The organism is Leisingera sp. S2M4, from assembly GCF_055398055.1.
This window is the reverse complement of sequence record NZ_AP040864.1, coordinates 82,265-97,405: the sequence shown is the minus strand read 5'-3', so window position 1 is coordinate 97,405 and position 15,141 is coordinate 82,265. Positions and strand designations below refer to the sequence as shown.

At 65.6% G+C, this 15,141-nt stretch carries 10 protein-coding genes and 2 pseudogenes; 2 read left to right on the top strand and 10 right to left on the bottom strand.

Translation table 11 applies throughout. The annotated features are described in order from the left end of the window. Position 1 precedes the first annotated feature (1 nt). Positions 2 to 988, top strand: coding sequence for a nucleotidyltransferase family protein (locus ACZ52D_RS20410; protein WP_464443785.1), 987 nt, complete (start codon positions 2 to 4; stop codon positions 986 to 988). Between the two features lie 215 nt (positions 989 to 1,203). Here ACZ52D_RS20410 and ACZ52D_RS20405 read toward each other — a convergent pair whose 3' ends face one another. The 6 genes and pseudogenes from ACZ52D_RS20405 to rfbF form a co-directional block, all read right to left on the bottom strand. Further along, the gene (locus ACZ52D_RS20405; protein WP_417475747.1) at positions 1,204 to 1,788 is read right to left on the bottom strand and encodes a polysaccharide biosynthesis/export family protein; all 585 of its coding nucleotides are present in this window, start codon (positions 1,786 to 1,788) and stop codon (positions 1,204 to 1,206) included. Between the two features lie 198 nt (positions 1,789 to 1,986). Then, a complete protein-coding gene (locus ACZ52D_RS20400; RefSeq protein ID WP_464443784.1) occupies positions 1,987 to 3,162 on the bottom strand; it encodes a class I SAM-dependent methyltransferase in 1,176 nt (391 codons plus the stop codon). Further along, positions 3,159 to 4,334, bottom strand: coding sequence for a class I SAM-dependent methyltransferase (locus tag ACZ52D_RS20395; RefSeq protein ID WP_464443783.1), 1,176 nt, complete (start codon positions 4,332 to 4,334; stop codon positions 3,159 to 3,161). Before ACZ52D_RS20395 ends, ACZ52D_RS20400 begins: the two co-directional genes overlap by 4 nt. Next, positions 4,331 to 5,554: pseudogene (locus ACZ52D_RS20390) on the bottom strand (methyltransferase domain-containing protein); the annotation flags it as partial. The pseudogene ACZ52D_RS20390 and the gene ACZ52D_RS20395, both read right to left, overlap by 4 nt. 96 nt (positions 5,555 to 5,650) lie before the next feature. Continuing rightward, a pseudogene (locus tag ACZ52D_RS20385) lies at positions 5,651 to 6,673 on the bottom strand (NAD-dependent epimerase/dehydratase family protein); the annotation flags it as partial. A gap of 2 nt (positions 6,674 to 6,675) precedes the next feature. Then, positions 6,676 to 7,452, bottom strand: a complete 777-nt coding sequence (gene rfbF / locus ACZ52D_RS20380) for a glucose-1-phosphate cytidylyltransferase (RefSeq protein ID WP_417475743.1) — start codon at positions 7,450 to 7,452, stop codon at positions 6,676 to 6,678. 530 nt (positions 7,453 to 7,982) lie between these two features. Here rfbF and ACZ52D_RS20375 point away from each other — a divergent pair. Then, positions 7,983 to 9,173: a right-handed parallel beta-helix repeat-containing protein gene (locus ACZ52D_RS20375; protein WP_464443782.1), complete on the top strand. Its 1,191-nt coding sequence runs from the start codon at positions 7,983 to 7,985 to the stop codon at positions 9,171 to 9,173. A gap of 324 nt (positions 9,174 to 9,497) precedes the next feature. Here the strand turns inward: ACZ52D_RS20375 and ACZ52D_RS20370 are convergent, their stop codons facing one another. The 4 genes from ACZ52D_RS20370 to ACZ52D_RS20355 form a co-directional block, all read right to left on the bottom strand. Beyond that, positions 9,498 to 9,740 carry a hypothetical protein gene (locus ACZ52D_RS20370; protein ID WP_464443781.1) on the bottom strand — a complete coding sequence of 81 codons (243 nt, stop codon included), beginning with the start codon at positions 9,738 to 9,740 and terminating at the stop codon, positions 9,498 to 9,500. 175 nt (positions 9,741 to 9,915) lie between these two features. Beyond that, complete coding sequence (locus ACZ52D_RS20365) at positions 9,916 to 10,614, bottom strand: YjbF family lipoprotein (protein WP_464443780.1); 699 nt, start codon at positions 10,612 to 10,614, stop codon at positions 9,916 to 9,918. 2 nt (positions 10,615 to 10,616) lie between these two features. Further along, the gene (locus ACZ52D_RS20360; protein ID WP_464443779.1) at positions 10,617 to 12,845 is read right to left on the bottom strand and encodes a YjbH domain-containing protein; all 2,229 of its coding nucleotides are present in this window, start codon (positions 12,843 to 12,845) and stop codon (positions 10,617 to 10,619) included. 236 nt (positions 12,846 to 13,081) lie between these two features. Further along, complete coding sequence (locus ACZ52D_RS20355; protein ID WP_464443778.1) at positions 13,082 to 14,974, bottom strand: polysaccharide biosynthesis protein; 1,893 nt, start codon at positions 14,972 to 14,974, stop codon at positions 13,082 to 13,084. Positions 14,975 to 15,141 lie beyond the last annotated feature (167 nt).

The window sequence follows — 15,141 nt, the reverse complement described above, 5'->3', positions numbered from 1 at the left end:
GATGTCCGTTTTGCCCTCCAATGCGCTGGAAGCCCTGTCGGAATGCCTGCAGGGGCGCGTGCCCCGGGACGCGGATTGGGAGCAGATCATCGGCTGCGCCAATGAAAACCTGGTCACCCCGCTGCTGTACCGGCGGCTGGTGCAATCCGGCGCGGCGAACCGGATCGACCCCGAAGCGCTGGACTACCTCGCTTCGGTGGACGCCGCCAACATCACCCGCAACACCATGCTGAAAGATCAGTTGCACGAGGTGCTCTCCGCGCTGACGGAGGCCGGGCTGGAGGCGGGGCTGATGAAGGGCGCGGTCAATCTCTTTCAAGCCGCCGAGGCCGCCGATGTGCCGCGGATGTGCTTCGACCTCGACATCGTGACCAGCCCGGAACAGGACGCGGAGGTCGAACACCTGCTGAGCCAGCTTGGCTACGAGAAGTTCCCCGACAGCCGCAACCAGTATTCGCTGGGCAGCTATTTCCGGCCGGATGTCGTCGGCGCGCTGGATATCCACCACCGGATCCCGGAGCGTTACCTGGGGGCCATCAGCGCGCAGGACATGCAGGAGCAAAGCCGTCTTGTGCCATTTGGCGCGGGGGCGGTTCGGGTCCCCAATGCGCATTTGCGCCTGATGAACAACCTGTCGCATGACATGTTGCATGACCGGGGCGTCTTCTCCGGCTTTGTTCACCTGCGTTATCTCGTCGACCTGATCGAGCTGTGCGGGGACCCCGCGGATCCCGTCGACTGGCAGCAGGTCGAGGAAAAATTCTCCACCTATCGTTTCAAGCTGGGGCTGGAGTTGCAATGCCGCATGATCCGGCACCTGTTTCCTGACGCGGGCTTTCCCGAGGGGCCGCGCAGCCGTCTGGGCTGGATGCTGCATCAGCGCAGGCTGCTCAGATCGCGGCTGCCCGCGCTGGCGCGGTTGGAATGGCAGATGATCCTGCGCCTGCGGCGAACGCGGTTCTGGCTATGGCTGCGCCAGCCGAGGTAGGCGCCGAACCCAAGGGCGCCTCAGCCTCAGCTACACGCTGTCGCGGAGCCGACCCCCGGCCCGCTCGGCCTGTCCACCGAGCCAGCCCGTCGGTCCTGACCGCCCAGTCCTAACCGCCCAGTCCTAACCGCCAGGCCTATCCGTTGGCCGGGCCGTCGGCCCTGCTCACCAGCCTTGGCCGGCAGTACTGTCGCGGAACGCGATCCGCAGCCGGACTATTCGAACAGCCGCCGCTGGGGCACCACGATCACATCACCGGGCGCCAGAACCGTGCTACCGGAGATGCCGGAGCCACCATTGGTGCGGTAGTTGTAGAGGTAGATCTTGTTGCCCCGGCGCAGCTGAATACGCTTCTCAGCGGCGAAACGGGTCAGGCCGCCCGCCTGGGCAAGGGCCTGCAACAGGGTCGTGTTGCGCGTTGCCTCCAGCTTGCCGGGGGCAGAGATCTCTCCCATCACGTAGACCGCGCGGCTGGGGCGGACGACGCTGCGCCGGGCCACCGGCTCGGCCAGCGCATTGACCGAAACGAAGACGCGCGGCTGGGCCGCGAAATTGGGCGTCAGCGCATCGGTCAGCTCATTCCGGACCTGCTCGACCGTGCGCCCGGCCGCGGCCACGCCACCGGCCAGCGGGAAATTGATGGACCCGTCCGGCAACACCAGCGCGCTGCGGCTCAGGTTTTCATCTTCCAGCACTTCGATGCTCAGCGTGTCGCCCGGTTTGATCTTGTAACCGCCTTGCGCCTGGGCGGCCGCCGCCACCAGCAGCGCCGCGAAAAAACTGAATATAGACTTGAACATAACAGACCTCCCTCAGGACAAAGACATGGACTCAGAACGCTGTGGCGCCGCCCGGTCAACAATCCGGGTCCACGGCGCCACGGGGGGCGCGACATCAGGGCGGTGCCTTTATCCTCTCAGTCCTCATGGAGGCCCTCCAGGGTCGCATTCTTATACCTTAGGTTGAATATTGCCATCTGTGCAAACCTCGGCATCCCCCTACCCCGCGATGACCGCGAAGTCGGGGTGCAGGCCCGCGGCGCCCAGTTGGGCAATGATTTCCTCCTCGTAGAGGGCATTGGAGATCAGCACCAACTCGGGGCGCAAGCTGGCCAGCTGCTCCGGCGCGATGACCGGCAGGGCAACACCGGGTGCGATGCGCTGATGTTTGCGGCTGTTCAGATCGACAAAGGCGCAGAGCCCGGGCGCCGCCTCCCCCATGGCATTGGCGAAGGTGATGCCTTTTGACCCCGCCCCCCAGATCACGACCTTGCCGCGGCAGTCCCGCAAGCGCCGCCGCCACCGCTGCACCTCGGCCCCGGCGGCCTCGGCAAAAGCCTGGGCCGCAGCGCAGATCCGCGCCGCGCCCGGATCCAGGTAGTCCTCTTGTGGCGCGGCGGGCACCGCTTCGATCATCAGGAACTGCGCGCCGTAGCCGGTGCGCACCGACAGCGGTTCAAACCCGGTCCGCCGGAACAGGGCGGTGAGGGCCGGCGCGCTCCAGTAGCCCACATGTTCATAGATCACGTCCCACATCGACACCGCCTCCAGCATCCATCCGGCATTGGGCACCTCGAAATAGACCGGAACCTCCCGGTCGCCGATGGCGCGGCGGATGTCGCGCAGCAGGGCAACGGGGTCGTCGAGATGCTCCAGCACATGGCGGCAGAGAATGGCGTCGCAGGGCCGGTCCAGCTGATCGGAGCGGAAGTATTCGCCGACGATCTCGACGGTGTCGCGCGCGGTGAAGGGCGAGGTGACACCCGCCATCGAGGGATCGAAACCGGTCGCCGAGGCGACGCCGTTTTGCGCCAGCAGGTCCAGCATATGGCCGTCGCCGCAGCCGATCTCGATCACATGCTTGCCGGCCAGCCCGTATCGCGCCACCAGCCCGGCCGCCAGCTCTGCAGCAAAGGCCTGGAAGCGGGGCGAGAAATGCAGCGCGTTCTCATAGCCCGGCGCATAGACCATGCGGTCCGGCTCAAAGGCGCTGTTCCAGATGAAGCTGCAATCGCGACAGAGCTGCAGATCCACGGTGCCGGCAGGCGCGGTTCGTGCCGCCTCCGGATCCGGCCACAGCTGGTTGCAGATCACCGGAACCTGGTCCAGCCGGAAGATGGCCTGGGCCTTCTGCGCGCCGCAGAGCGGGCAGCAAAGGGGAGCCGCGGCCCTCATAGCGCAACCAGCTCCGGTGTGAGCCCCATGGCCGACAATTGCGCCCCGATCTCGGGCAGGTAGACCGGGTTCATCACGATCACCGTGTCGGGGGGCGCCTCGCGCAGGCTGTCGGGGGCGCTGACGGGATGCCCGGTGCCGGGCAGGTATTTGCCCTGTTTGAACGGGTTGATGTCGATGACCTGCGCCACCTCCGCCCCCAGGCCGTTGGTGGTCAGGAAGGAGACGCCTTTCGACCCGCCCCCCCAGATCGCGAGCCGCTTGCCGGCGGCATGACGGCTGCGCACGAATTCGGTCCAATGGCGGCGGCTCTCGGCCACCTTCTGCGGAAAGCGGGCCGCCAGGGAGCGCAGGGTGTCGAGGTCATCCTCCTGCGGCAGCGCCGGGCGATCCGCCGCGGGGGCGGCATACTGGATGATGTACTGGCGGTCATAGGCCAGGTACAGACCGGTCACGTCAAAGCCCGCCCGCCGGAACAGCCGTGCATGGCTGCCCAGGGTGAAATAGGAGCAATGCTCGTAGTAGATGTCCCAGAAGGCGCCTTCCTGCAGCACCCGCTGCACGTCGGGGGTTTCAAAGAAGAGACCGGCGGCGCCGTGGCCGTCCAGCAGCTGCCCGATCTGCTGCATGAAGCGGCCAACCTCGGGAATATGCTCAAGGGTGTGGCGGCAAACGACGAAATCAGGCGGCTCGGCGATGGTGGCGGGATCGAAGAATTCGCGCTGGAACCGGATCTCCTGGCCCTGCGCCCCGGGCAGGCGCTCGGGGATGAACCCGGGGTCGACCCCCAGCCCCAGGGTGCCGGTCTGGCGGACCAGCTCTTGCAGGAACTCCCCCTTGCCGCAGCCGATTTCCAGCGTGCGCTTGCCCTTCAGATCGTAAAGGGAGGCCACCTCCGCCGCCAGGTCGCGGGCAAAGCGGCTGAAGGTGCCGGAGAAATGCTGGCTCTCTTCGGTGGTGGAGGCATAGTCGACCAGCGACAGGTCGAACACCGAATTGAAGATGAAGCCGCAGCCGTCGCAGAACATCAGCACCAGCGGGTGGCGCGGAAACTGCCGCGCCTCTTGCGCGCTGTCCAGCAGGATGCAGCTCTGCACCGGGATGGCCTCCAGCCGGTAGATCTCGGCGAGATCCCGGCCGCTGCAGGCGGGGCAGGTGCGCGTGCCGCTCATCGGCTGCTATCCTGCTGCGGCGCGCTGACAATCTCCAGATCGGGGATCGGGACGAGGAATTTGCCGCCCGCCTCCAGAAACGCCTGCTGCTGGCGGATGATCTCATCGCGGAAATTCCACGGCAGGATCACCACGTAGTCCGGCCTGTCCTCCATCAGCTTCTCCGGCTCGTCGATGCGGATCCGCACGCCGGGCATGTATTTGCCCTGCTTGTGGACGTTCTTGTCGACCGCATATTCGATGGCGCGGTCGTTCAGGTTCAGGAAGTTGAGCATGATGGTGCCCTTGGCGGCGGCGCCATAGGCGGCGATGCGCTTGCCATCCGCCTTCAGCGTGCCCAGCAGCTTGCGCGCCTGGTCGCGGAAGGCGCGCACCCGGGCGCCAAAGGTTCTGTAATAGTCATAGCGGTCCAGCCCGAGCGCATGTTCCTCGGCAAGAATGCCCTGCACCGCATCGGTCACCGCCGGACATTTGCTGAAATAGAGCCGCAGGGAGCCGCCGTGGATGGGCAGGCGGCGGACATCGTTCAGATACAACCCGTGCCGTTCGAACAGCATCTTGGCGGAGCCGACCGAGAAATAGCACAGATGCTCGTGGTAGATGGTGTCGAACTCGATGAAATCGATCATGTCGCGGACATAGGGGAATTCGACGACGACCATGCCATCGTCCGCCAGAAGCTCCGCCATGCCGGCCACCAAGTCGTTCTGGTCGGCGACATGGGCGACCACGTTGTTGGCGATGATCAGATCCGCCCGCCGCCCTTCGGCGCGCAAACCCGCCGCCACACGGGTGCCGAAAAAATCGACCAGCGTCTCGATCCCCTTCTCGCGCGCCGCCTGGGCGGGCTGGCGCGCCGGGTCGACCCCGAGGACCTGGATCCCCTGCGCCTGGAAGTTCTGCAGCATGTAGCCGTCGTTCGAGGCGATCTCGACCACCAGGCTGTCCGGCCCCAGGCCCTGGGTCCGGATCAGCTCCTGCGCGTTCTCCCGGGAATGCTTCAGCAGGTCCTCGGAATAGGAGGAGAAATAGACGTAGTCATCGCCGAACATCTCTTCGGCCGGGCGGGTTTCCAGCAGCTGCACCAGGGTACAGCCCGGACAATAGCCCAGCCGCAGCGGCACCAGCGTCTCCTGCTGGGAGGGGCCAACCGTCTCCAGCAGCCCGTCCGAACGCGGCATCCGCCCCAGGTCGAGGATCGGCTTCAACCCCTGATGCCCGCAGGAGATGCAATGGACCCGGGCACTGTCGGAGGAAAAGTCCGACTGCTCCGCCTCCGGCACCTGCTGGCGGCGGGCGGCGTGGCCTGCCGCGGTGTGCTTCAGCGTGACATCGAGGATGTCGTCGGCGATCAGCTTTTTGATATGGCCGATGCGCTGGTAGCGCGGCCCTTCAAACGCCTCGAGCGTCAGCTGCTGCGCCTGGTAGGCCTCATACAGCGACTGCGCGCCGCGGCGGGCATCCCACTGCGGCCGGAACTGCGGCATCACCCGGCGGATCTTGTCACAGTTCACCCGGTAGGAGCGCTTGTCCGGCCCGGCCCCCTCGGCAAAGGTGACCTGGCACCCCGGCACCACCTCCGCCACGATCTCGGCCAGCTCGCGGATCTGGTAGTTGTGCTCGGTCACCCCGACATTGAACGCCTCGTTGCGGATCACCTCGAGCGGCGCTTCCAGCGTTGCCAGGAAGGCGCGGCTGATGTCCTCGATATGGGTGATCGGCCGCCAGGGCGTGCCATCGGATTTCATGTGGATATTGCCGGTTGTCACCGCCCAGGCGACCAGGTTGTTCAGCACCAGGTCGAACCGGATGCGCGGGCTGACGCCATAGGCCGTGGCCGACCGCAGGAAGGTCGGACAAAAGCCGTCGTCGGCCAGCTCCGCCAGCGCCAGCTCCGATTTCACCTTGCTTTCGCCATAGGGGGTGACCGGGTTGAAGGCGCCGGTTTCGTCGATGAAATCCTCCCCCGATGCGCCGTAGTTGGAACAGGAAGAGGAAAACACGAACCGCTGCACCCCCGCCGCCTTGGCGGCGCGGGCAACTTTCATGGTGCCCTCGAAATTGATGTCATAGGTGGTTTGCGGGCGGAAATCCCCCAGCGGGTCGTTCGACAGCGCCGCCAGATGCAGCACCGCATCGAAGCCCAGCAGATCCGCGGTCTCGACATCGCGGATATCCTTGAGGATCGTCGGCACCTGCGGCACCGCACCGCCGGGAGCAAAGGTGCAGCGTTCGTAGAGATCGCTGTCCAGCCCGGTGACCTCATGCCCGGCCGCCGCCAGCATCGGGGTCAGCACGGTTCCGATATAGCCCCGGTGGCCTGTCACCAATACGCGCATGTTCACTTCTCCCACACCGCCCAGGGGCGCTCACCGGAATTCCACAGCTTTTGCAGAATGTGTTTGTCGCGCAGCGTGTCCATCGCCGCCCAGAAGCCCTCGTGGCGATAGGCCATCAGCTGGCCGTCCCGGGCCAGGTTCTCCAGCGGCGCATGTTCGAACATCACCATGTCGCCATCGATGTAGTCGAACACCTGCGGCTCCAGCACGAAGAAGGCGCCGTTGATCCAGCCCTCGGCAGTCTGCGGCTTTTCCTCGAAGGCGGTGACCTGGTCGCCGTCAAACCGCATGTGGCCATAGCGGGCGGGCGGGCGCACCGCGGTGATGGTCGCCAGCTTGCCGTGGGAGCGGTGAAAGGCCAGCAGCTTGTCCAGGTTCACATTCGACACGCCATCGCCCCAGGTCAGCATGAAGGTCTCGTTGCCGATATGGGGTTGCAGGCGCTTGACCCGGCCCCCGGTCAGCGTCTCGTCACCGGTTTCGATCAGGTCGACCGACCAGGGAGCATGGGTCTGGTCATGGCGGACCACCGGGTCGGGACGGCCCATGTTGACCGTGATGCTGCCCGCCAGCGTGCCGTATTCGGCGAAATAGCGTTTGATGTAATCGCCCTTGTAGCCAAGCGCGACGGAGAAATCGTTATACCCGTAATGGGAATAGATCATCATGATGTGCCAGAGGATGGGCATGCCGCCGATCTCCACCATCGGTTTCGGCCTGACCGAGGTCTCTTCGGCCAGGCGGGTCCCCTTGCCTCCGGCAAGAATGGCAACTTTCATAAAACATCTCCTTTGATGGAGTTACTGACAACAGGGGTACTCTGGCCGGGGTTGGGGTGATGGGCGCCGCGCGCAGGTCTCTCAGCGGTTGCCTCGCCACAATGGTCGCGCGGCCCAGCCGCAAGGCGGGAACAGGATCGCGGACCGCGTGCAAGGCCGGGGCCAATTCTCCCACCCTTTCGCCACACGGCATACGGATCAATCTCGACCTTGACAGAACCACTTAACCCCCCGGCAGGGGCGAAATATTTGCCCCCTTTTCGGAACGGTAATCCGAAACCTGCACAAGTAAAGGCCGACACCGTTCACCGGCTTTTCCAGCCCCGTCCTGGACCGCCGTGAACCGCAGGCGCTGGCTGCGGCAGCCCCCCTCCGGTTTTTGCCGTATCAACCGGCCGCGCTATTTTCTAACCGGTTGGACACAGCCGCGCCGAAGCGGCAGCCCCGCCCAGACCGCCAGGTCTCCCTCTCGACCCGGGGTCTGTCATCCCCTGGACTGCAGGAGGCCGCTGAAAAGGAGACCGTTGTTAATGCCGCGTTGTTTGCCCCCCACCATTTCCAGGGCCATGGGTCTTGTGCTGGTGGGCAGCCTGTGGCTCGGTGACACCGCGGCGCAGGACGCCCGGGCACCCCCCTTTCATTCCTCGGAACTCGGCTGGACCCCGGGCCAGGATATCTCCAACGCCTTTGCCGACCTGCTGGCGAACAGGACGTTCAAGGCAGGAGACACGCTCGTCCTTGAGGACACCTACACGATCTCGGGGTCGAACCTGCGGCTGCCCAAGGACTTCACGCTGACCGCCAGCAAGGGCGCGGGTCTGGACGTGCGCACCAGCTCCGCCACCGACACCTCGGCGCTGTTCATCCTGTCCGACGGCGTGACGGTGGACAACGTCACCTTCGACGTGGTGAACGCACCCTCCACCGGCTATGGCGGTGCCAACCCGGTGTCGGGCAAGGATTACCACACCAAGCGCGTGCTGGTGGTGGATGGCGACGGGGTCAGCGTCGAGAACAGCGCGTTCTCCGGCAATGTCTCGATGCATATCGACGTGCAGAACGGCGATTTCTTCAACCTCGCCAACAGCGCCTTTGACGGCGGCTTCTACCAGGTCCGCATCGTCGGCGGGGATGACGCCCGGGTGAGCGGCAGCCATTTCAGGAATTCGCTCGGGGATGGCATCAAGACCACCGCCACCCCGGGGGGCGACGGGCCGGAGCGGATTCTGGTCGAGGGCAGTGTCTTTGAAGACAACCACCGCGACGGCATCGATACGGCTGGCGGTTTCAGGGATGGCCAGGTGCGAAATTCGCTGTTTCGCCGCAACGGTGTCAGCGGCATCGACATCAAGAGCCTCTACAAGACCCCTGCCGACCTCGACCCCAGCAAGCAGAACCACAACATCCACCTTTCCGGCAATGAATTCATCGACAGCCCCAACGGGGTGGTGGTGACCGTGCTCAACCGCGACGGGCTGCTGGACGAACACAATGCGCATCTGATGCCCCATGACATCCGGATCAGCGACAGCATCTTTGAAAACACCTCCATCGCCAGCACCCGCGCCTTCCTGATCAAGGACGGCTATGACATCACCTGGGAGGGTATCACGCTTCTGGGACACATGGACGAGCTGCGGTTCCTGGGCGCCGAAGCGCCGAGCCCCTCGGGCACGCGGATCGGCGGTGAAATTGCCGCAACCGGCGCCCCCAGGCGCTAGGCCGATGTGGCAGGGCTTCCGCAGGGCACCAGTCCCTGCCCTGACCAGCACGATCAGGAAGGCTGCGGTGCATGACCTGTGCAGATTTTATCGCCGGGTGGTCCGAGCCGATCAACAGCGGCCACACGGCTCGATAAACATGGGCAAAGGGTCCGAGGCCATATTATCGGGGTGGAAAACATCTTGCGCCTGCCCACGGCAAGGCCCCCGGACCACCCCCAGCTGTCCTTCGAAATCTCCCACCCAAAATGCAGAAAAGCGGGCCTCTACAGGCCCGCTTTCCGCAATCTTGTTCGCAGCGCCGAAAAATCGGCCCGCCGCGTATCAGTCGGTGGTGGTGGTGGTGGTGGTGCCAACTTCGTCGTCGTCGTTGGTCACAACGCCCAGCACGACGAGGCCGGCCAGCGCGCCGGCCAGCGCACCTGCGCTCAGGCCGCCAAGCGTACCGAGGCCGGTGGTGGTGGTGGTGGTGGTCGTAGTAGTCGCGGTTGCGGTGGTGCTTTGCGCGGAAACGGCAGTGGCCGAAGTCAGGGCTGCCAGGGTCAGGGCAGTCAGTAGATGTTTCATTGTCATACTCCTCTGGAGAACTTGGAAAGGGGCCCGTTACGGGCGACCTTAGGGGAGGCCTGCGTTCATTTCAACGCAGGGATTAGCTGCAAAATTGTTGAAATCCTCCTGACACCGAAGATTTTTTGCCGCCGTTGCCGCAAAACCGCGAAGACTCAACATAAAACAGCCTGGCTCACCGCCACAGCTGGCGGATTCGGATGTATCCGGTCTCCGGCCCGGCCCATTGCCGCGACTGCCAGACCTGGCTGTGACCCGGGCGAGAATCGATCCAGTAGTCATTGACCACCACGCCCCCCGCCCCCTCGCAGCGTTCCTGCAGGCGGCGGGTCGGATGGGTCAGCTCAACGATCTTTACCGGCTCGGGGCCGAGATCATGCAGGCTGCAGGCCAGCGTCAGCCGGGTCTGGCCGTTGCCCTTGTCCCGCAGCACATAGGTGCGCGCGCCTCCGCGTACGGGACCGGCCTGGCCCGCTGCCGCCGGAACCGAGGCCGACAGCAGCCCGCCACCAAGTCCGCGCGTGGCCGTCACCATGCCTTGGCGCAGCGCCAGCGAGACATTGTCCTGGGTGCGCCAGACCTCGATCCGGCCAGGGTGATCATCACTGCGGCTGAAGCTGCGGATCAGATAGGCCTTGGCATCCCGGTTCTCGATGGTGGCCTCGAGATAGGGCTGGGTCTCCCGGTCCAGCAGAGCCCGGGTCAGCTGCGTCGGCGGCGGCGGCGGGTTGCGGCGGCGCAGGACATACTGCCCCACCGCCTTCGCCACTTCCTTCGCCACTTCCAGTTCGGCGGAGGATTTTTCCGGACCGCGGGCACAGCCCGCCAGCACAAGGGCGGCAGCCAGCAGGGCCGCAGGGGCAAGACGGAGCATCATCATTCCCAGAACCTCGCGCGCTGGTCTTCCAGGCTCTTGCGGTGGGCCTCGCGCACCTGGCCATAAAGCCGGTCCGGCACCGCCACACGCTGGCCGCCATCACGCTGGGTCGGGCGGATGGTCAGCCCCAGGCCGGAGCGCGACGGCTTGCCCAGGAACCAGTCGACCGGAATGCTGAAGCGGAACCCCTTGTCAAAGGATCCCTCGCCGAAATCCTCGGCCGAGACATTGGTGAGGGTGAAAAAGGCGCCGACCGAAAACCCGTTGTTGAATTCCCGGTCGAGACTGACGGTACCGCCGTAATCGCCGGCCAGGTAACGGCCGGCGTCCAGCTGCAACTGATAGCCCTTGCCCAGTTCAGCATAGGCCGAGGCATGGCCAGTGAAGGTCTTGTAATCGCGGAAGGAAAACCGCTGGTCGTAATCACGCTGGACGACGTAATTGGCTTCGACACCCAGGCCGAGGCGGCTGTTCACCGGCTTCCACAGGACCTCGCCCGACACACCGCCATACATGCTTTCGAACAGACCCGCCGTGGCACGGGCGTAAAGGCTATCCCCCGGTTTCCAGAACCGGCTGACATAGAGGCTTTCCAGGGTGGTGCCGTATTGGGCATATTGTGCCTGGTCGGTGCGCACATGCGGCAGCACCGAGTTGGAGGCGCGCCCGTCCTGCACGTTGCCCCAGATGCGTTGGCGGATGGCGCCGGCAATGCGCCAGCCCGGCGCCGGCGCATAAGAGGCCTTCAGATCCAGCCCCACATCCAGCCGGAACGGCTGCGCCGGATCGAAATAGGCAGGCGCGGTATAGGGGGCGATCGAACTCGCAAAGGCCGGGTACAACTCGGCCGAGACAATCGCCTCCTGCGGCTGCGGGCCCGCGTCCTGCACCCCGCTGGCGGCAAACAGCGCATCCGCCGCCTCGGGAGAGAATTCCAGCGCCTCCAGGTCCGAGCGGCGCAACTCGATGGCGGCCAGGCCGGTGCCACGGCGCACCGGCACCAGGCGGAAGGTCTCCACCGACGGCGGCATGGTGCGGGCCAGGGCCCGGGCCGCCCGTCCCGCTGCCTGAGAGGCAGAGCGGTAGCGCGGGTTGCGATAGCGCAGCTCGGCCTCGGTGGCTTTGAGGGTAATGGATTCCAGCACCAGCCCCTCTGCCTTCAGCGCCTCGGCGGCAAGATCGCGGATTTTCTGTTTCTTGGGCACGCTGGCCGCCCAGTCCTGGCGCCAGTGCGCCTCCTCGGTGGCCCATTGGCTGCGCGGCGCGACGGGCTGCGGCGCGGGCACCGCCATCGGGGTGGGCGGCTGGTTCGGGTTCAGCTGGATCTGCGCGGTGAACCCGACCTCGGAGCCATACAGATAATAGGCCCCCAGCCGCAGCCGGTCGGAATACTGGTATTCCACCCCGTAGTTGAGCGAGGACTTGCGCTCGAAGACATCCGAGACCTGGGTCTCGGTGACATAGGCGTCGGAGGAATATTCCGCCTTCAGGCTCCAGCGATCATCGGGCTGCCATTCGAGGCCGGCAAAGGGCGCCACATCACCGCGGAACCACTGGTCGTAGGACAGCTCCCCGCCGGTATCGCCCCCGACAAAGGCGGGCCGCTTGCCACCAATGCTGGCGATCGCCCCATGGCTGCCCAGGCGGCCCCAGCCCAGGCCTGCGGTCACTTTCAGCCGCCCCGGGGTGCGGCCCCAGCCTAGGGCTGCGGCTTCAAATCGTTTGGTGGCGGTGAAATATTCCGCCGCATAGACCCCGGTGCCGGCAAAATCCTGCAGCCCCATGGTGACCTCGGGCAGCCAGCGCCGCTCGCGCCAGAGCCGGGCCCGGACATCAAAGCCGCGGTCGTAATAGGTGTCAAAGCCGAACAGGTTCAGGTTCTGGATGCCGTTGTAGCGAAAAGAGGCCGACAGCCAGGGCAACGCCTGGAAGGTGATGTTGTAGCGCGAGGTGCCGCCGAACCAGGAATAGCTCACCGCGTATTGCCCGTCCGGCAGCATGTCGGCGCTCGGCATGTCGATGATACCGGGGCTGCCATAGAAGTTGAGGCTGGGGGGCGGCAGCGGTTTCAGCCGCGGTGCGGCTTCGGCGGTGCCCGCAGCCGCGTTGGGGACATCACGGGTGATGTCGGGACGCTGTGCCTGGACGGCCGGGGCGGACAGGACCAGAAGCGCGGCGACGACGGCCTGAATCCGGGCGGAGCGCTGGAGGGGCTTGAAACGGATCACGGAACGCAAACTGCCTGTTGGAACGACCGGCTGACGCGCCGGTTTTGGTTTCTGCCTTGGGTTTTCGGCGCCCCCGCGGGGAGGGGCTGATCGCGGTTAGAACATGGATGGCCCGGCCGGATCAATCGCCCCGGCAGCCGCGCGCATGGTTTTTGCCGGCACTGCAGCGTCGCTGCCGCACATCACGCGATTCCCGTCTGCCGGAGCGAAGCTTTCGCGGGCCGGGCGACACGGTGTCAGGAGGCCGCTTCCGGCGCGACGCGCTCCGATGCCGGGCCATAGCCCTCGACCCAATGGCGGATCACCTGCAGCGCGGCGGCCTCGTCTCCGGCGGCAATCGCGCGCCGCAGGCTGCGCAGGCAACCGGCCACCTCGATCTCCGACAGCACGGTTTCCCGGGCGCAGAAGATCTTCTGATGCCGGGTGTGGATCAGTTCCTCGCTCAGCGTCAGCTCCTCTTCCATCTTCTCGCCGGGGCGCAGGCCGATGATCTGGATCTCGATGTCGCCCTCCGGGTTCTCGGCGTCCCGCACACTGTGGCCCGCGCTTTCGATCACCTGGCGCGCCAGCTGCAGGATCGGCACCGGCTCGCCCATGTCGAGCACGAAGACCTCGCCGCCCTGGGCCATGTCGCCCGCCTGCAGCACCAGCTGCACCGCCTCGCTGATGGTCATGAAGAACCGTTTCACATTGGGATCGGTGACGGTGACCGGTCCGCCGCGGCTGATCTGCTCCTGGAACAGGGGCACCACCGAGCCGGAGGAGCCCAGCACGTTGCCGAAGCGCACCATGGTGAAGACCGTCTTGCCACCGAACCGGGTGGCGAGATCCTGCACGATCAGCTCCGCCAGCCGTTTCGAGGCCCCCATCACATTGGCCGGGTTCACCGCCTTGTCCGAAGAGATCAGGATGAAGCGCTCGACCCCGACGCGGGCGGCGGCGCGGGCCAGGGTCTGGGTGCCGAAGACGTTGTTGGCCAGTCCCGGCAAGGGGTTTGCTTCGACCAGCGGCACATGTTTGTAAGCCGCCGCATGCAGCACCACCTGCACCTGGTGCTGGTGCAGCACCATGCGCACCTGGCGCGGATCGGTGACCGAGCCCAGCACCGGCACCAGTTCGATGCCGCTGCCGGTGCCCTCGATCAGCTGGCTCAACTCCTGGTGGATGGTATAGAGCGCCAGTTCCGACAGTTCGAACAGCACCAGTTTCGCGGGACGGCAGGTCAGCACCTGGCGGCAGAGCTCCGCTCCGATCGAGCCTCCGGCACCGGACACCAGCACCACCTTGCCCTTGTAGGCGCCGGCCGCGTCCTTCAGCGGCACATTGCGCGCCGCCCGCCCCAGAAAGGCCTGCGGCGCCACCGGCGTCAGCTTGTCGACCAGGGCTTCCTCGCCGACCAGCTGCGCAAAGGACGGCAGCGCCTGCACCTCCAGCCCCAGCTTCTGCAGCCGCTGGATGATCTGCGCCTGGCGCGGCTGGCTCTGCGAGGGCATCGCCAGCAGCACCCGGCGGATCTGCCGGGTCTCGACGATTTCGGCAATGCGCGCCGGGGCATAGACCGGCAGCCCCACCAGGGTCAGCCCCTGCAGCGAGGAATTGTCATCGGCAAAGGCCACCGGGTCGATGCCGTCATGCGACTTCAGCGCCTGCGCCAGCTGGGTGCCGGTGTTGCCGGCGCCATAAATCAGCACCCGGCAGCGCGGCTGGGCGCGGCGGTAGATCGCCAGCACCATCTGCAGCATCACCGCGCGGGACACCACCATGAACAGGAAGTAACAGATCGCAAATACAACGAAGGTGCCCGGCCCCAGGGCCGGGCCAAAGGTGGCCGCCAACAGCGCCAGCACCAGGGCGCTGGCCGCCGCCAGCAAGGCGCTCTGGGCCGCGGCATGACGTTCATAGGCATTGAGCTGCACCCGCGGCAGCCCCAGCCACAGCGCCAGCGCCGCGGTCGCTGCCAGCACATAGGGCAACACCGGCAGCAGCTGCCCCAGGGTGACCAAGGGCGAGTCGGGCAATGGCTGCACCCCGAAGGTGAACAGCAACGCCAGCGGCAAGAGCAACAGATCGACAGCGAGGAATGCATAGGCTTTGTGCCTGCGCGACAGCCCGCTGATCAGATTGAACATGCCTGCCTTCAATTTCCGCATACGTCCCACTTGTTGCCTGTTTGTTGCCTGTTTGCTCGAAACCCGGTTCGCCGTTTCGCCAGCTCCTGCTGGCGCATAGCAGAAAACCGTGGAAACCAACATGCTACGATGCGCTGAAATCCAATGCGCGGCTCCTGAAACACAGA